The following is a 16,060-nucleotide window of genomic DNA, read 5'->3' as shown; positions in this document are numbered from 1 at the left end:
GGTGATGGACGCGGAGCGCGGCGGGCCCGTGCTCCCGCGAGCTACAGCAGCACGGGCTCCGGGTCGCGGGGCTCCGGGTCGGGCTCGATCAGGCCCGGACCGTCGTTGCGCACGGAGCCCACGGCGGCGCCCACCGGACGGGTCTCCAGGGGCACGCCCGGAAGCTGGAGGAGGGCGGCGGCCTCGTCGGTGCCGGTCCCCGGGTCGAGCCAGCGGTCCCAGGCGTCCGGCGCGAGGACCGCCGGGGTCCGGTCGTGGATCAGCGACAGCTCGCCGGCGGCGGCCCGGGTGATCACCGTCGTCGAGACGAGCCAGCGTGCCGGGTCGTCCTCGGCTCTCGACCGGTCGCGCCAGAACTCGAAGAGCCCGGCGAGGGCCGCGGTGCGACCGGCCCCGGGATGGATCCAGTAGGCCTGCTTCGGCGTCCGGCCGGTGCGCGGGGCCGAGCCCCCCGACGACGTGGGACCCGGCAGCTTCCGCCACTCGTAGTACCCGTCCGCGAGCACGAGGCAGCGCCGGGCGGCGAACGGCCGGGCGAACGCCGGCTTGTCGAGCACCGACTCGCCACGAGCGTTGATCATGCGCGCGCCGATGCCCGGGTCCTTGGCCCAGGAGGGGACGAGCCCCCACCGCGCGACCCGCATCGTCCGGACGACCTCGCCGGTGCCCCGCGCGGGCCGCTCGACCACGATCCGCACCGGGTCGGTCGGCGCCACGTTCCACGAGGGCCCGAGCAGCCGCGCGTCGTCGGCGAGCTCGGCGATCGCGAGCTCGTCGGCAAGATCCTGGGCGTCGCTGAACGACGCGAACCGTCCGCACATGCTCCTCAGTGTGCCGCGGCTGTCTGACATCCCGGTCCGGTGACGAGCGTTACGGAGAAACCCGCTGACAGGTTCGTATCGATTCGATAGACTCGGACAACCGTTCCCACCCGCACTGTCGTCGCTCCCTGACCATTCGTCGCGCTTCCAGGAGATTCGTGTCCACCGCGCAGCTCGCCACCCGTCCTGCCCCCGCAGCCCTACCTACCGCACCCGCCCGTCCCCGCGGCAAGACCGTCGCCCTGTGGGTCGTCATGCTCGGTGCCCTCTGCGCCCTGCCGGCCTTCACGACCGACATGTACCTGCCCGGCCTGCCCCAGGTCGCGGCCGACCTCGGCTCGACCGAGGCGATGGCTCAGCTCACCGTCTCCTGCATGCTCGTGGGCGGCGGCGTCGGGCAGCTCGTCATCGGCCCGCTGTCGGACCGCTTCGGGCGCCGTGCCCCGCTGCTCGTCGGCTTGGTGCTGCACGTCGTGACGTCGCTGCTGTGCGTGTTCGTCCCCACGATGTCCTGGCTGATCGCGCTGCGGCTCGCGCAGGGCTTCTTCAACTCCGCCGCCGCGACCACGGCGATGGCCGTGGTGCGCGACAAGTTCGTCGGCGCCGAGGCCGCACGCGTCCTGTCGCGCCTCATGCTCGTCATCGGCATCGCACCCATGTTCGCGCCCACGATCGGCACCGCCGTCCTCGGCTACGGATCGTGGCGCTGGGTCTTCTTCCTGCTCGCCGCGATGGGCGTGGCGCTCGCGCTGATCGTGCTGACCGTCATGCCCGAGACGCACGCGCCCGGGAACCGGACCACCGGCGGCCCCGCCAAGGCGTTCGCCGGCTACCGCATCCTGCTGCGGGACCGGCAGTTCCTGGCGCTCGCCGTCGTCCCCGGCCTCGCCTTCGGCGTGCTCATGAGCTATGTCGTCACCTCGCCCGTCGTGTTCCAGCAGCAGTACGGCCTCACCGAGGGGCAGTTCGCGCTGCTGTTCGGCGTGAACGGCGTCGGGCTCGTGCTGTCCGCCCAGGTCAACGCGGCCCTCGTGCGCCGGGTCGCTCCGCTGCACCTGCTGCGGTTCGGGATCGTGGCCCAGGCGATCATGACCCTGCTCCTCCTCGCGGTCGCGCTGACCGGCGCGGGCGGGCTCACCGGGCTGCTCGTCGTCCTGTGGGGCGTGCTGGCGTTCCAGGGGCTGATCCCGCCGAACGCGTCTGCGCTCGCGATGTCCCGGCACGGGGAGATCGCCGGCACGTCCGCCGCGATGATCGGCGCCACGCAGTCGATGGTGGCGGGCATCGTGAGCTCGCTCGCCGGGTTCCTCGGCAGCGGCGCGGTGGCGATGTCGGCCGTGATGCTCGCGTCCGTGCTGGGCGCCCTGGCGGTCCTCGCGTTCGCGACCCCGGCGTTCCGCAAGGGCTGAACCGGACCGGCCAGGACGGGCCCGGCGTCGGACGACGACGCCGGGCTCCCGCAGGTGACGGCCCGGTCCGCATGCCGGACGGCCGAGATTCGGCCTTCGATCCACACAACGTTTCGTTTCTGACAGGCGTCTGAACCGATGTGAAACGTGATGACGCTATTCTCCGGCCCATGCCTCAGTCCGAACGGCCGTCCGCTCAGCACGCATCGTTGCCGCCACATCGGATCCCCAAGCAGACGGACCGACCGGCGAACCGGCACTCCTCGGGCCGGGGATGGTCACGCAAGCCGCGGATCGTGGCGATGTCCGCGGTCGGCGTGCTGGCGCTGGGCGGCGTGGCGACGGCCGCCGTAGTGAACGAGCTCGCCGCGGAGGTCGAGGTCTCGGACGTGACCGGCATCGTGCAGGGCGAGACCAAGGAAGTGAAGGACCCGTCGGACCCCTTCAAGGACGTGCCGGTGAACATCCTGGTGATGGGCACCGACTTCCGCGACGCGGCGAACATCGCGGTCGCGGGCGGCGGGGGCGAGTCGGGCATGCGGTCCGACACCATGATGCTGGTGCACATCGCCCGCGACCGGTCGTGGATCCACGTCGTGTCGATCCCGCGCGACTCGATCGTGAACCGGCCGGGGTGCAAGCTGCCGGACGGGAACATCTCCCCGGCGCTGGGCCTGGGGCAGGTCAACGGCTCCTTCGACGCGGGCGGCTACCTGACGGGCGAGGGGGAGAACGACCTCACCTACGGTGCGGCCTGCACGATCACCACGATCATGGACAACACCGGGATCCCGATGCCGAACCACGTCGTGGTCAAGATGAACAGCGTGCTCGACGTGGTCGACGCCATCGACGGCGTGCGCGTCTGCCTGCCGTACCCGATCGTCACCCCGCAGCAGTACGGCGGCGTGAACCTGCCGGCCGGCGAGCAGACGCTGGGCGGCATGGACTCGCTCGACTACCTGCGCGCCCGGCACGTCGAGGGGACCACCCAGAGCGACCTCGACCGCATCGACCGGCAGCAGGGCTTCATCAACGCGCTGCTCCGCCAGATCCTCTCCGCCGACACGCTGGCGAACCCGGCCAAGATGATCAAGCTGTCGAAGGCGGTCCTCGGTTCCGTGAACCCGGACCCGGACCTCGGTGACGCGCAGAAGCTCGCGGGCCTCGCGTTCAGCCTGAAGGACATCGACAAGAACCGGATCAAGTTCACCACGGTCCCGAACCAGCCGTGGACGCAGGACCCGAACCGCGTGGAGTGGACCTACGAGGCCGACCAGCTCTGGGCGGACATCACGAACGACGTCGCGCCCGCGGACCTGCCGCCGGTCGCGGGGGAGTCGAGCGGCGACGGTGCCGAGGGTGGCCCGGACGGTGGCGGCACGGTCGACGGTTCGACGCCGGAGGGCGGCGACGCCGACGTGCAGGACGCCGGAGGCGCGGAGACCGGTACGGGGGCGACCGGCGACGAGGGCGCCGGCGCGGGCACCGCTGACGGGACGGCGGACGGGACGGACGCCTCGGGCGGCGAGCCCACCGGCCCGGGCGGCACGGCGAGCGAGGAACCGGACCCGGAACCGAGCCAGCCGACAGGCACCTGCGCCTGACGCAGGTCGCACGCAACAGGACGGGACCCCTACCTCAACACCTGGTCGGTGCCGTACCGTCGGGGGATGGAGCTCACGACGACGTGAGCTCGGGGCGGCACACGACGGAGGTGCTTCATGCGGGTGACAGACGCATTGCGACGCAAGGGCGGCCCGGTGGTTACGATCTCCGGGGACCGGAGCGTGCGTGAGCTGCTCGCCGTGCTGGCCGAGCACCGTATCGGTGCCCTGGTCGTGTCGGACGACGGTGTTGGGGTCGACGGCATCGTCAGCGAGCGTGACGTCGTCCGCCGGCTGCACGCGGACGGGGACGGCGTCCTCGACGCCACGGTGGCGGACATCATGACGTCCGACGTGCACACCTGCGGGCCGGAGGCGACGCTCGACGAGCTGATGCCCCTGATGACGGAGCGCCGGATCCGGCACGTCCCCGTGCTCGTGGACTCTCGGCTGACCGGGATCGTGAGCATCGGCGACGTGGTGAAGCACCGGATCGCCGAGGTGCAGGCCGAGCGTGACCAGCTCACGGACTACATCACGGGCGGTCGCGCCGCGGCCGGCTGAGGGGCCGTTCTGCGGAGTCAGGCGCCCGGTGCCGCGAAGGCCTTGGCGAGCCGCTCCATGCCCTCCTCCAGGATGTCGCGCTGCTTGACGAACGTGAAGCGGACCCAGCTCCGCAGCGCCTCGGACGTCGGGGACCCCGGCGTGCAGAACGCCGACACCGGGACCGCGACCACGCCCGCGAGCCCGGGCAGGCGGCGGCAGAGGTCGGTCCCGTCGTCGAACCCGAGGGCGGACGCGTCGGCCGAGACGAAGTAGGTGCCGGACGGGACGACGATGTCGAACCCGGCCGCGGTGAGCCCTTCGCAGACCAGGTCGCGTCGTGCGGTCAGCGAGGACATGAGCGCGCGGGGGGCGGCGTCGTCGGCGAGGACCTCGGCGATCGCGGGCTGGAACGGCGTGCCCGAGCTGAACGTGAGGAACTGCTTGACGGTCCGCACGGCGGTGATGAGGTCCGCCGGGCCGCAGACCCAGCCGATCTTCCAGCCGGTGAAGGAGAACGTCTTGCCGGACGACGACACGGTGAGCGTGCGCTCCCGCATGCCGGGCAGGGTCGCGACGGGGACGTGCCGTGCGTCGTCGAACACGAGGTGCTCGTAGACCTCGTCGGTGACGACGACGGCGTCGTGCTCGCGCGCGACGGCGGCGACGGCCTCCAGCTCGGCGGGCGAGAGCACCGCGCCGGTGGGGTTGTGCGGCGTGTTGAGCACGATCATGCGGGTGCGGGGCGAGGCGGCCGCGCGCAGGGCGGCGACGTCGAGCCGGAACGCGCCGTCGCGCGGGAGGACGGGCGCGGTGACGTGCGTGGCGCCCGCCAGGGCGATGCACGCGGCGTGGACGTCGTAGAACGGCTCGAGGGTGAGTACCTCGTCACCGGGGGAGACCAGCGCGAGGATCGAGGCGGCGATGCCCTCGGTGGCGCCGGTCGAGACGATGACCTCCGAGTCCGGGTCGAGGTCGAGCCCGTAGCGGCGACGCTGGTGGTCGGCGACGGCACGGCGCAGCTCGGGGACGCCGTCGCCGGGGGCGTACTGGTTGCGGCCGGCGCGGATGGCGGCGATCGCCGCCTCCTTGGCCGCCTGCGGGCCGTCGACGTCGGGGAACCCCTGGCCGAGGTTGATGGCGCCCGTGCGCGCCGCGAGGGCGGACATCTCGGCGAAGATCGTGGCGGCGACGGTGCCGTCGGCCCCCAGGAGGCCGACGGAGCGGGCGACGGACTGCCAGGGACCGGTGGGGCCGACGTTGGTCATGGGGCGACCCTAACCATGACGGCGCGTGGCGGAAACGTCCGCGGGTGTGTTCGGTCGGTCGCTGTCCACCGGTCGTCCACCGGCCGTGCACTTCGGTGCTGTCCCGAACAACCCCTGTTACCTGGGTATATGTGGAAAACTTTGTGGATCTGTGGATAACTCCGGCCCCCGCCTGGCGTGTCGTCCACAGGACGGGGAAATCACGGCCACGCGGGCGGGTCTCCGTGTACCCGAGTTATCCACAGGCATCCTCGCGACAGAGGAGAGCCTGCTCGTCGCCGCGGACTTCCCCGCTCGGCGAACGGGCGGGCGGGTCGGCCGCGTGCCGCAGATGGTGCGCCCTCCCGGTGTATGGTCTCCCCACCACAGTTCGGAGGCATCCATGAAGGCCGTCCTGATCGTTCTCGGTGCCGTCCTCGCGACGATGGGCAGCGTGTTCACGCTGCAAGGACTCGGCTATCTTCCTGGCAGCGTGATGACGGGCGTGACGCTGTGGGCCATCATCGGGCCGATCGTCGTGGTCGCCGGGGTCGTGCTGATCGTCCGGGGCGCGCGGACGGGACGCTCCGGCAGGCCCTGATCGCCGTTTCCTGCGGTACCGGTGCGCGAGCCCTCCGGGCCGCACGCTGACGGATCCGCTGTCCTGGGTCGAAGCCGATGTCTGCCTCGCTGTCCTTGTCTCAAGGCTCTTCGTGCCTGGCTGACATCAAGGGCCGAGGTGCTTCGCGGGTACGACGGCGATCGGGTCGTCGTGGCGGCGGGTCCGGTCGTGGCGGACGGCGTCGCGGAGGTCGTCACCTGCCTTGTCCTGGAGCCGTTTCAGGCGTCTGACGTCGCCCCGGTCGACGACGAGGTCGACAGCACCGCCGCAATTGGTGCGCGGTGGCTGTGAGCAGCGCCCCCAGGACACCGAGGGATCGTTGTCCACAGCCATCTGGGTCGTGGCGAGCGGATCGTCGAGGTCGGCCCTACGCTCGTCGGCAGCGGTGATCGAGTGGGTCGCCGTTCGGGGGTACGACCAGCACAATCGCTCAGGGGGCGAGTCATGTCGGTTTCGGTGGAACGAACGGAGAAGCCGGCCGAGGGCCATCACGATGCCCTGCGCGTCGCGACCGACTCCGTCAGGTCGGGCGAAGCCGGCGACGCGGTGCTCGAATCGGAGGTGCGCGAGCTCGTCCGCCGTCGAGGTGTCGACCCGGTCGCGGAGCACGATGCCTTCGGTGACCTGGTTCGCGAAGCGGTGGCGGACTACGAGGACCGAGCCGCCCGCGGCGTCGTCGCGCCGCTGCAGGATGCCGGACGTGCCGCACAAGAGGTTCATGCCGCCATCGGCGGCCTGGGGCCCTTGCAGCCGTACCTGGACGATCCAGAGGTTGAAGAGATCTGGGTCAACTCCCCGAGCCAGGTGTTCGTCGCCCGGGGCGGGAACCGCGAGCTGACCACCACGATCCTCACGCCGGAACAGGTGGCCGACCTGGTGGAGCGGATGCTCAGGTCCACCGGCCGCCGGCTCGACCTGAGCAGCCCGTTCGTGGACGCGTGCCTGCCGGGGGGAGAACGCCTGCACGCCGTGCTGCCGGGGATCACCCGCGAGCACCTCAGCGTGAACATCCGCAAGCACGTGATGCGTGCCGCAGAGCTCGACGACCTGGTCCGTCTCGGCTCCCTCACCCGGCACGCGGCCGCGTTCCTCGGCTCTGCCGTGCGGGCCGGCCTGAACGTGCTCGTCTCGGGCGCCACCCAGGCGGGTAAGACCACCATGCTCAACGCGCTGGCGGGATCGATCCCGGCGCACGACCGGGTCGTGTCGTGCGAGGAGGTGTGGGAGCTGCGGCTCCCCGTGCGCGACCAGGTGGCGATGCAGTGCCGGCAGCCGTCGCTGGAGGGCGGCGGCGAGATCCCGCTGCGGCGCCTCGTCAAGGAGGCGCTGCGGATGCGCCCCGACCGCCTGGTGATCGGCGAGGTCCGCGAGGCCGAGGCGTTCGACCTGCTCGTCGCGCTGAACTCCGGCATCCCGGGGATGTGCACCGTGCACGCGAGCTCGGCGCGAGAGGCGGTGGTGAAGATGGCCACCCTCCCGCTGCTCGCGGGGGAGAACGTCACCGACCGGTTCGTGGTCCCGGCCGTGGCCTCCTCGGTGGACCTCGTGGTGCACCTCGCGGTGGAGCGTGGGCGCCGGGTGGTGCGCGAGATCCTTGCCGTGACCGGCCGCGTCGAGGACGGCGTGGTCGAGACGGCGACGCTGTTCCGGCGCGACGCCCACGGCCTGCGCCGGGCCGACGGGATGCCGCCGCACCTGCAGCGCTTCACCGACGCCGGCATCGACGTGCAGGCGTTGCTCGCCGGGCACGGCGGTGTGACACCCGGATCCGCCGCCCCGGGAGCCACGACCTCCGGGTTCGCGGCGCCGGCCGGGCAGAGCGGCGGCACCTCGGGGCGGGCCGCCGAGTCGCCCTGGACCGTGGCGGCTCGCGCCTGATGGGCGTCGTCGCGGGCCTGCTCCTCGGGGCGGGCGTCTGGTGCCTGTGGTGGTCCTGGTGGGAACGGCCGCCCGGGGCGCGCCCCGGACCGCGCACCCTCCGTACCCGTGAGCTGCTCAACCAGGCGGGGCTGCCGCACGTCGCGCCCGCCGCGCTGCACGGCACGGTGGCCGCGGCGGCGCTGTGCGCCGGGCTGGTCGTGCTCGCGCTCACCGGGTCGCCCGCCGTGGCCGGATGCTTCGCGGCGCTCGCCGCGCTGGGCCCGGGTGCCGCGCTCCGCGCCCGGGTGCGTTCCCGGCGCAAAGCGCTGCGCGACGTGTGGCCCGACGTCGTCGACCACCTCGCGTCCGCCGTGCGGGCAGGACTGTCGCTGCCGGAGGCCGTCGCGCAGCTCGCCGAGCGCGGACCTGTCGCGCTGCGCGACCCGTTCGCGCAGTTCGCCCGTGACTTCCGTGCCTCCGGCCGGTTCGGGGACAGCCTCACCGCGCTCAAGGACCGGCTCGCCGATCCCGTCGCGGACCGGATCGTCGAGGCTCTGCGGATCACGTACGACGTCGGTGGCCGCGACCTCGGCAGGCTCCTGCGCACCCTGTCCGGATTCCTGCGTGACGACGTCCGCACCCGGGGAGAGCTGGAGGCCCGGCAGAGTTGGACCGTGAACGGCGCCCGGGTCGCCGTCGCCGGGCCGTGGCTCGTGCTCGCCCTGCTCGCCACGCGGCCCGGGGCAGCCGGGGCGTACGACACTCCCGCCGGGGCCGCGGTCCTGATCGCGGGCGCCGCCTGCTCGCTGGTCGCCTACCGCGTGATGCTGCGCGTGGGCAGGCTCCCCACCGAGACCCGGGTGCTGCGATGAACGCCTGGGCCGCCTGGGGCGGCGTGATCGGGTGCGGTCTCGGGGCAGGGCTGTGGCTGCTGTGGGCGGGCTGGCGAGCCCGCCGTCCGACCCTGGCAGAACGCCTCGAGCCGTATCTCCGGCCGCGCCCGGCCACGTCCACCCTGCTGCACGACGGCGGCCCCGGGCGCAGCGGGCCGTTCGGCCTGCTCGTCGAGCTGGTCGCCCTGCCCGGTATCGCCGCGCGGCTGGAACGTCTCGGTTCCCCGGCCGACAACCTGCGCCGACGGCTCGACCGGGCCGGGGACGGCGAGTCGGTGGAGCACTTCCGGGCGCGCCAGCTCACCTGGACGGTGCTGGGCCTCGCCGCCGGGCTCGGGGTGGCGCTCCTGCTCGCCTGGGCGCGCCCCGCTCCCGCCGTCGTGCTCGGTGCGGTCGTCGTGCTCGGCGGCGGCCTGGGACACGTGGCCTGCGACCAGGTGCTGACCTGGACCGTGCGTCGCCGCGAGGACCGGATGCTCGCCGAGTTCCCGACGATCGCCGACCTGCTCGCGCTCGCCGTCGCCGCGGGCGAGGGGCCCGCCGCCGCGCTGGACCGGGTGGCGCGCGGCACCACCGGCGAGCTGTCGCGCGAGCTGACCCGTGTCGTCTGGACCGTGCGGGCCGGCGCCACCGTCCCGGACGCGCTGACCGCCATGTCCGCCCGCACGGGCTGCGTGCCGCTGAGCCGGTTCGCCGACGCCGTGGCCGTCGCGCTGGAGCGCGGCACCCCGCTGGCAGGGGTGCTGCAGGCGCAGGCCCAGGACGTCCGGGAAGCGGGTCGGCGCGCCCTCATGGAGTCCGGTGGGCGTCGCGAGATCGCGATGCTGGTCCCCGTCGTGTTCCTGATCCTGCCGGTGACTGTGATGTTCGCGGTCTTCCCGAGCCTCGCCGCGCTGCGCGTGGGGTTCTGAGCACCTCGCGCAGGGAGGCCCGCCTCGGGCGGTCTTCTAGGCTGCGGGTCGGCGCAGGTACTGCTCCAGACTCATGGGCGCGGTGCCGGTGAGGTCCTGGATCGCCGTGCCGACCGACGCCATGGAGCCGTCGGCGATGGCCGTGTAGCTGCTGACCCAGGCGTCGAGCTGCCAGTCGGGGACGCCGAAGCCGGCCCGGGAGGCGTACGCCTCGTCGAGGGTCTCGTCGTGGTACACGACGTCGGTGCCGCGCACCGCGGAGATCGTGGCGGCGACCTCCTCCAGGGTCAGCGCCCGGGGCCCGGTGAGGTCGTAGGTGCGGCCGGCGTGCGCGTCCGGGTCCATGAGAACGGCGCCGGCGGTGCGGGCGACGTCAGCGTGGGCGACGAACCCGCAGGCGCCCTGGCCGGCCGGCCCGCGGATCACCCCGTCCTGGCCGACGATCGCCTCGGTGAAGCCGAGGTAGAAGCTGTCGCGCAGGAAGGTCCAGGCCATGCCGGAGGCCCGCAGATGCTCCTCGGTGGCGGCATGGGTGCGGGCGAGGGTGAAGGTCGCGTCGGGGGCAGCGCCGAGGAACGAGGTGTACACGACGTGCTCGACGCCGGCCGCCGCGGCGGCGTCGATGACGGTGCGGTGCTGGGCGAGCCGGTCGGCGTCCTCGGAGGCCGAGACCATGAACAGCACCTGGTTCCCGTCCAGGGCGCGCGTCGCGACCGCCAGGTCCCCGAACTCGAACCCGGCGACGTCGGTGACGCTCGCGTGCCGGGGAACTCGAGTGCTCGCGGGGTCACGCACCAGCAGGCGATGGGGCCGCCCGGCCGTGTCGAGAAGTTCGGTCACGAGGCCGCCGAGCCGGCCGGTGGCACCTGTCACGGCAAGGGTCTTCGTGCTCATCACCATCTCCTGGACCGGCTGGGTGCGTGAGACCAGCCTGACGGGACCCGGCCGGGGCGGCCGCACGCCGACACGAGTTTTCCACAGGCATCCCGGCTGCGGCGCGCGGTTCTGGGTCGGGGCTTCTACAGTCGAGGACGGCGGTCCGCAGGAGAGCACCGGCGCGGCAGGCAACACCGGCACGGCAGGCAATACCAGCACCAGCACCAGCACCAGCACCAGCACCAGCCCAGGGGGAGCACGATGGCGAGGAAGACCGACAGCACGTCGCACCCGGAGGACCGCGCCCGCGATCCCGAGCGGGGCGATGTGCCCGGGTGGGTGCTGGTCACCCTGATGACCGCAGGCCTGGTGGTCGCGCTGTGGGCGGTGGCCGGGCCGCTCCTCGAAGGTGCGTTCCAGCAGGCCATCTCCTCCGTGACCGGCCAGGGTTGACATCGCGCGACGAGCGCGGCGCCGCCGTCGCCGAGGCCGTGGTCGTGACGGGGTTCGTCCTCGCGCTGCTGCTCGGCGTCGTCCAGGTGGCGCTCGCGGTGCACGTGCGTGCCCTGGCGATCGACGCGGCCGCCGAGGGCGCGCGTGTCGCGGCCCGGGCGGACCGCGGCCCGGCCGACGGCGTCGCCCGGACCCGGTACCTGCTCGCCGCGTCGCTGAACGGCGCGTACGCCCGGGACGTCGTTGCCCACGAGACGGTGCTGGACGGGCTGGCCGTGATCGAGGTCGAGGTCACGACGCCGCTGCCGGTGGTGGGCCTGCTGGGCCCCGCCGCCGCGGTGACGGTCCGGGGGCACGCGCTGGAGGAGCCGTGATCGAGGCGGGGCTCGGCCCGGGAGCGGTCGCACGCGCCGGGACCACCGGTCGCCGGCTGCCGCCGGAGAATGGCTGCCCGCGAAGCACGGGGGTCGGCTCCCCGCGTCGCGCGGAGACCGGCTGTCCGTGCTGCGCGGGGACCGGCTGCCTGGGGCGCGCGGGGACCGGCGGCCCGCGCGAGGCCGGTTCCGCGGTCGTGGAGGTGCTGCTCGCCGTGCTGCTGCTCGTGCCGCTCGTGTACCTCGTCGTGGTGGTGGGGCGGGTGCAGGCCGGGACGTTCGCCGCCGAGACGGCCGCGCGGGAGGCGGTCCGGGCCGTGGTGACCGCCGAGTCCGCGGGGCAGGCGGCCGCACGTGCGGACACCGCGGTGCGGATCGCGCTGCGTGACCAGGGCCTGCCCGACGGCGCCGGGAGCCTCGACCTGGAGTGCGACCACGAGGTGTGCCTGACGCCGGGCGGTGAGGTGGGCGCCGTCGTGCACGTCGCCGTGCCGCTGCCACTGGTACCCGGCGCGATCGGTTCGGACGTCCCGGCCTCCGTGCGCGTGGATGCCGCGCACGTCGGCACGGTGGACCGCTACGCGGCGGTACGACCGTGACCGCCCTACGCACGCCGAGCCGGAGTCCTGCCGAGGACGGCCGGATCTGGCTGCTGACCGCGGCGTTCGTGATGTTCGCCGTCGCACTCGTCGCGGTGGTCGCCTCGGCGACGGCGGTCCATCTGGACCGGAAGCGGCTCGCCGACCTGGCCGACGTGCTCGCGGCGGACGCGGCACAGGCCGTCGACGAGAGCCGCCTCTACGCCGGGGAGGGACCGCCCGAGGGAGCACCCGGGGCGGGGACCCTGGTGCTGGACGACCGGAGCGTGGCGGCGGCGGTCGGGCGCTACCTCGCCGAGCGGCCGGACGTCGCGCCGGACGGGCTCGCCGTCGTGTCCGCGACGTCGCCCGACGGGCGGTCGGCACGGGTCACCCTGGCGTCACCGAGCCGCCCGCCCCTGCTGCGCTGGTTCACCGAGGCGACGCCGATCACGGTCACGGCAACGTCCACGGCCCGAGCCTGGTGACAAACCCCCGGCTGCCCCACAGCCGTGCGGCCGCCCGACAGCGCGTTGGTCGGCACGTTCGTGAGTGATCGGCAGATTGAACGACCGATCACTCACGAAGGTGCCGATCGCGGCGGCGGTCGGGCACGCGGTGCCGTGGGGCGGCGCCCGTGGGGCGGGTGATCGCGACCGGGCGCCTGGTGAGCGTTCGGTGCCCGAGGGCGGGGGGCACCGGAGGTCCGGCCGGGGCGGGTAGGCTGGATTCTCGTGGCAACCATCGACTTCGCTTCCGAGATCAAGGCCCTGCGCGGCACCCTCGAGTCCATCGAGGCGGTCAGTGACCCCGCCGCGCTGCAGGCCAAGATCGCCGAGCTGTCCGAGGAGGCTGCGACGCCCAACCTCTGGGACGACCCGGAGAACGGCCAGAAGGTGACGTCCGCGCTGTCCGCCGCCCAGGCGGAGCTGGACCGGGTGAAGAAGCTCGGTGCCCGGATCGACGACGCGGACACGCTGGTCCAGCTCGGTGAGGAGATGGAGGACGACGACGCCCTCCACGAGGCCGAGGCCGAGGTCGCCGCGATCCGCAAGGACCTGGACGCGCTCGAGGTGCGGACGCTCCTCAACGGCGAGTACGACGCGCGCGAGGCGGTCGTCACGATCCGGGCCGGGGCGGGCGGCGTGGACGCCGCGGACTTCGCCGAGATGCTGCTGCGCATGTACCTGCGCTGGGCGGAGCGGCACGGGTACTCCACCAAGGTGGGCGACACCTCGTACGCGGAGGAGGCAGGCCTGAAGTCGGCGACGTTCGAGGTCAACGCGCCGTACGCGTTCGGGACCCTGTCCGTCGAGGCGGGCACGCACCGGCTGGTGCGCATCTCCCCGTTCGACAACCAGGGACGCCGTCAGACGTCGTTCGCGGCGGTCGAGGTGGTGCCGCTCATCGAGACGACGGACCACATCGAGATCCCGGAGACGGAGCTCAAGATCGACGTGTACCGGTCCTCGGGACCGGGCGGCCAGTCCGTGAACACCACCGACTCGGCCGTGCGGATGACGCACATTCCCACCGGCGTCGTCGTCGCGATGCAGAACGAGAAGTCGCAGATCCAGAACCGCGCCGCCGCGTACCGCGTGCTCCAGTCGCGCCTGCTCCTGCTGCGCAAGCAGGAGGAGGCCGCGAAGAAGAAGGAGCTCGCCGGCGACATCAAGGCGAGCTGGGGCGACCAGATGCGCTCCTACGTGCTGCAGCCGTACCAGATGGTCAAGGACCTGCGCACCGAGCACGAGCAGGGCAATACGCAGGCGATCTTCGACGGAGCCATCGACGACTTCATCGAGGCCGGTATCCGCTGGCGCCGCAACCAGCAGCCCACCACGTCCTGACGCGAGGCCCGGTGTGCACCGTCGGCCGGCTCGGAGGATCCGGAGCCGCCCGAGGGCGCGCACTCGGCATGCCGGGCCGAGCCCCGCGTCCGCCTTGGTGTGAAAAACCTCGTAGGTCCCCCAAACCTACCCGCGGGCGGCGCGGCATGAAACGGGCCACCGGCGTGTCTCGCCGTGTGCGGCGGCTTAATCACCCTTAGCCTCGCAGGTGGGTATTGCCGGGAGTGATACCCGGCGGTCCCGGAACCGGGCCCGACGTCGGCGGGGGGAACACACGTGATTAGGTTCGAGAACGTGTCGAAGGTCTATGCGCGCGGCGCGCGGCCGGCCCTCGAAGACGTCTCGGTGGACGTGCAGCGCGGCGAGTTCGTCTTCCTGGTCGGAGCCTCCGGCTCCGGCAAGTCCACCTTCCTGTCCCTCGTCCTGCGCGAGCACCGCCCCACCCGCGGACGCATCTACGTGGCCGGCCGCGACGTCGCCCGGCTCTCCGCCTGGCGCGTACCCAAGCTCCGCCGCGAGCTCGGCGTCGTCTTCCAGGACTTCCGGCTCCTGCAGAACAAGACGGTCTACGAGAACGTCGCCTTCGCGCTCAAGGTGATCGGCAAGCCGCGCTCCGTGGTCCGTGACACCGTCCCCGAGATCCTCGAGATGGTCGGCCTGGACGGCAAGGAGAAGCGCATGCCGACCGAGCTGTCGGGCGGCGAGCAGCAGCGCGCCGCCATCGCGCGCGCCATCGTCAACCGGCCGCAGATCCTGCTCGCCGACGAGCCCACCGGCAACCTCGACCCCACCACGAGCCTGGGCATCATGCGCCTGCTGGACCGCATCAACAGCACCGGCACCACCGTGGTCATGGCCACGCACGACGACGAGATCGTGGACGAGATGCGCCGCCGCGTCGTCGAGCTGTCCGACGGCGTCGTGGTCCGCGACGAGGCGTCCGGCGTCTACGGCGAGCGTGAGTCGATCCTGCCGGAGATGGGCGGCTCCTCGGTGTTCGACCACCCCGCCACGGGTGCCCGCCGCATCTCCGTGGAGAGGCCCGTCGAACGGCCCACCGACCACGAACCGGTGCGGGCGTCCTCGCACGGGGAGGCCTGAGGTGCGATTCCAGTTCGTCGCCGGCGAGGTGGCAGCAGGGCTGCGGCGCAACACCACCATGGTGGTCGCCGTCGTCCTCGTGACGTTCGTGTCTCTCACGTTCGTCGGCGCCGCCGCCCTCCTGCAGACCCAGATCGGCAAGCTCAAGGACGACTGGTACGACCTCGTGCAGGTCTCCGTCTTCCTCTGCCCCGAGGGCTCGATGATGCCGACCTGCGCGGCCGGCGAAGCCACCGAGAAGCAGGTCGACGCCGTCCGCGACGTCGTCGACACCGAGCTGTCCGGCGAGGTCACCGCCGTCTACGAGGAGACGAAGGCCGACGCCTTCGACGCCTTCACCGAGCGCTACCCCGACGGCTACCAGGGCACCCAGCTCACCGAGGACGACATGCAGGCCTCCCTGCGCCTCGAGCTCGCCGACCCCGAGCAGTTCGCCGTCGTCAGCGACGTGCTCACCGGACGCGACGGCGTCGAGCTCGTCGAGGACCAGCGTGCCGTCTTCGAACCCCTCTTCCGCACGCTCAACGTGGCCACCCTGCTCGCCGCCGGCCTTGCCGGCGTCATGCTCCTGGCCGCCATCCTCCTGATCACCACCACCATCCGGCTGTCCGCCGTCTCGCGCCGCAAGGAGACCGAGATCATGCGGCTCGTCGGTGCGTCCAACCTGTTCGTCCAGCTGCCCTTCATCCTCGAGGGGGCGATCGCCGCCGTCACCGGCGCGCTGCTCGCCGGCCTCGGGCTCTGGCTCGCGGTGCGTTTCCTGGTCACCGACTGGCTGGAACGCTCCGTCGACTGGGTGGCGTATGTCGACTCCGGCGACGTGATCGCCCTGGCGCCTTTCCTCGTCCTCGTGGCGGTGGCGCTCGCGGCGGTCAGCTCCGTCGTCACACTCAACCGGTACGCGAGGATCTGATG

Annotated in this window: 18 protein-coding genes; 14 read left to right on the top strand and 4 right to left on the bottom strand. The window is 72.7% G+C overall.

Going from position 1 to position 16,060, the window contains the following annotated elements:
- Window positions 1-41 precede the first annotated feature (41 nt).
- Entirely contained in the window at window positions 42-821 is a 780-nt protein-coding gene (locus ACYU96_RS02835) for an SOS response-associated peptidase (protein ID WP_460748893.1), read from the bottom strand.
- A 158-nt stretch (window positions 822-979) separates the two neighbouring features.
- Between ACYU96_RS02835 and ACYU96_RS02830 the strand changes: the two genes are divergently transcribed.
- The 3 genes from ACYU96_RS02830 (at window position 980) to ACYU96_RS02820 (ending at window position 4,401) form a co-directional block, all read left to right on the top strand.
- Complete coding sequence (locus ACYU96_RS02830; protein ID WP_460748891.1) at window positions 980-2,230, top strand: multidrug effflux MFS transporter; 1,251 nt, start codon at window positions 980-982, stop codon at window positions 2,228-2,230.
- 302 nt (window positions 2,231-2,532) lie between these two features.
- Complete coding sequence (locus tag ACYU96_RS02825; RefSeq protein WP_460748890.1) at window positions 2,533-3,837, top strand: LCP family protein; 1,305 nt, start codon at window positions 2,533-2,535, stop codon at window positions 3,835-3,837.
- A 156-nt stretch (window positions 3,838-3,993) separates the two neighbouring features.
- The gene (locus ACYU96_RS02820; protein WP_460748888.1) at window positions 3,994-4,401 is read left to right on the top strand and encodes a CBS domain-containing protein; all 408 of its coding nucleotides are present in this window, start codon (window positions 3,994-3,996) and stop codon (window positions 4,399-4,401) included.
- A gap of 17 nt (window positions 4,402-4,418) precedes the next feature.
- Here the strand turns inward: ACYU96_RS02820 and ACYU96_RS02815 are convergent, their stop codons facing one another.
- Window positions 4,419-5,648, bottom strand: coding sequence for a pyridoxal phosphate-dependent aminotransferase (locus tag ACYU96_RS02815; protein WP_460748887.1), 1,230 nt, complete (start codon window positions 5,646-5,648; stop codon window positions 4,419-4,421).
- 382 nt (window positions 5,649-6,030) lie between these two features.
- On the opposite strand from ACYU96_RS02815, the gene ACYU96_RS02810 reads away from it, so the two are divergent.
- Window positions 6,031-6,228, top strand: a complete 198-nt coding sequence (locus tag ACYU96_RS02810) for a hypothetical protein (RefSeq protein WP_460748885.1) — start codon at window positions 6,031-6,033, stop codon at window positions 6,226-6,228.
- 126 nt (window positions 6,229-6,354) lie between these two features.
- Here ACYU96_RS02810 and ACYU96_RS02805 read toward each other — a convergent pair whose 3' ends face one another.
- Complete coding sequence (locus ACYU96_RS02805; protein ID WP_460748884.1) at window positions 6,355-6,576, bottom strand: hypothetical protein; 222 nt, start codon at window positions 6,574-6,576, stop codon at window positions 6,355-6,357.
- 117 nt (window positions 6,577-6,693) lie between these two features.
- Here ACYU96_RS02805 and ACYU96_RS02800 point away from each other — a divergent pair, with 117 nt between their 5' ends.
- Genes ACYU96_RS02800 through ACYU96_RS02790 form a run of 3 tightly spaced genes read left to right on the top strand, consistent with a single transcriptional unit; the run spans window position 6,694 to window position 9,913 of the window.
- On the top strand, window positions 6,694-8,127 hold the full coding sequence (locus tag ACYU96_RS02800; protein WP_460748883.1) for a CpaF family protein: 1,434 nt from the start codon (window positions 6,694-6,696) through the stop codon (window positions 8,125-8,127).
- On the top strand, window positions 8,127-8,981 hold the full coding sequence (locus ACYU96_RS02795) for a type II secretion system F family protein (protein ID WP_460748881.1): 855 nt from the start codon (window positions 8,127-8,129) through the stop codon (window positions 8,979-8,981). The genes ACYU96_RS02800 and ACYU96_RS02795 overlap by 1 nt, the downstream gene beginning before the upstream one ends.
- The gene (locus ACYU96_RS02790; protein WP_460748879.1) at window positions 8,978-9,913 is read left to right on the top strand and encodes a type II secretion system F family protein; all 936 of its coding nucleotides are present in this window, start codon (window positions 8,978-8,980) and stop codon (window positions 9,911-9,913) included. The genes ACYU96_RS02795 and ACYU96_RS02790 overlap by 4 nt, the downstream gene beginning before the upstream one ends.
- 36 nt (window positions 9,914-9,949) lie before the next feature.
- Here ACYU96_RS02790 and ACYU96_RS02785 read toward each other — a convergent pair whose 3' ends face one another.
- Complete coding sequence (locus tag ACYU96_RS02785; protein WP_460748878.1) at window positions 9,950-10,807, bottom strand: SDR family oxidoreductase; 858 nt, start codon at window positions 10,805-10,807, stop codon at window positions 9,950-9,952.
- A 243-nt stretch (window positions 10,808-11,050) separates the two neighbouring features.
- Here ACYU96_RS02785 and ACYU96_RS02780 point away from each other — a divergent pair, with 243 nt between their 5' ends.
- The 7 genes from ACYU96_RS02780 to ftsX all read left to right on the top strand — a co-directional run bounded on the left by ACYU96_RS02780 (window position 11,051) and on the right by ftsX (window position 16,058).
- Window positions 11,051-11,242, top strand: coding sequence for a hypothetical protein (locus tag ACYU96_RS02780; protein WP_460748876.1), 192 nt, complete (start codon window positions 11,051-11,053; stop codon window positions 11,240-11,242).
- Window positions 11,239-11,616 (top strand): TadE/TadG family type IV pilus assembly protein, encoded by a 378-nt coding sequence (locus ACYU96_RS02775; RefSeq protein WP_460748875.1) that lies wholly within the window; start codon window positions 11,239-11,241, stop codon window positions 11,614-11,616. Before ACYU96_RS02780 ends, ACYU96_RS02775 begins: the two co-directional genes overlap by 4 nt.
- Window positions 11,613-12,215 (top strand): pilus assembly protein, encoded by a 603-nt coding sequence (locus ACYU96_RS02770; protein WP_460748873.1) that lies wholly within the window; start codon window positions 11,613-11,615, stop codon window positions 12,213-12,215. The genes ACYU96_RS02775 and ACYU96_RS02770 overlap by 4 nt, the downstream gene beginning before the upstream one ends.
- Complete coding sequence (locus tag ACYU96_RS02765) at window positions 12,212-12,682, top strand: hypothetical protein (RefSeq protein ID WP_460748872.1); 471 nt, start codon at window positions 12,212-12,214, stop codon at window positions 12,680-12,682. The genes ACYU96_RS02770 and ACYU96_RS02765 overlap by 4 nt, the downstream gene beginning before the upstream one ends.
- A gap of 246 nt (window positions 12,683-12,928) precedes the next feature.
- A complete protein-coding gene (gene prfB, locus ACYU96_RS02760; RefSeq protein WP_460748870.1) occupies window positions 12,929-14,044 on the top strand; it encodes a peptide chain release factor 2 in 1,116 nt (371 codons plus the stop codon).
- A gap of 276 nt (window positions 14,045-14,320) precedes the next feature.
- Window positions 14,321-15,145: a cell division ATP-binding protein FtsE gene (gene ftsE, locus ACYU96_RS02755; protein ID WP_460748868.1), complete on the top strand. Its 825-nt coding sequence runs from the start codon at window positions 14,321-14,323 to the stop codon at window positions 15,143-15,145.
- Between the two features lies 1 nt (window position 15,146).
- Window positions 15,147-16,058 carry a permease-like cell division protein FtsX gene (ftsX, locus tag ACYU96_RS02750; protein ID WP_460748867.1) on the top strand — a complete coding sequence of 304 codons (912 nt, stop codon included), beginning with the start codon at window positions 15,147-15,149 and terminating at the stop codon, window positions 16,056-16,058.
- Window positions 16,059-16,060 lie beyond the last annotated feature (2 nt).

This window comes from Myceligenerans cantabricum (assembly GCF_054777735.1).
This window is presented reverse-complemented; position numbering and strand designations above follow the sequence as displayed.

Excerpts from the sequence above, each read along its gene's own strand:
- ACYU96_RS02825 (WP_460748890.1), top strand. The coding sequence starts at position 2,533 with ATGTCCGCGGTCGGCGTGCTGGCGCTGGGCGGCGTGGCGACGGCCGCC.
- ACYU96_RS02780 (WP_460748876.1), top strand. The coding sequence starts at position 11,051 with ATGGCGAGGAAGACCGACAGCACGTCGCACCCGGAGGACCGCGCCCGC.
- ACYU96_RS02835 (WP_460748893.1), bottom strand. The coding sequence starts at position 821 with ATGTGCGGACGGTTCGCGTCGTTCAGCGACGCCCAGGATCTTGCCGAC.
- ACYU96_RS02815 (WP_460748887.1), bottom strand. The coding sequence starts at position 5,648 with ATGACCAACGTCGGCCCCACCGGTCCCTGGCAGTCCGTCGCCCGCTCC.
- ACYU96_RS02795 (WP_460748881.1), top strand. The coding sequence starts at position 8,127 with ATGGGCGTCGTCGCGGGCCTGCTCCTCGGGGCGGGCGTCTGGTGCCTG.
- ACYU96_RS02785 (WP_460748878.1), bottom strand. The coding sequence starts at position 10,807 with ATGAGCACGAAGACCCTTGCCGTGACAGGTGCCACCGGCCGGCTCGGC.
- ACYU96_RS02790 (WP_460748879.1), top strand. The coding sequence starts at position 8,978 with ATGAACGCCTGGGCCGCCTGGGGCGGCGTGATCGGGTGCGGTCTCGGG.
- ACYU96_RS02810 (WP_460748885.1), top strand. The coding sequence starts at position 6,031 with ATGAAGGCCGTCCTGATCGTTCTCGGTGCCGTCCTCGCGACGATGGGC.
- ACYU96_RS02800 (WP_460748883.1), top strand. The coding sequence starts at position 6,694 with ATGTCGGTTTCGGTGGAACGAACGGAGAAGCCGGCCGAGGGCCATCAC.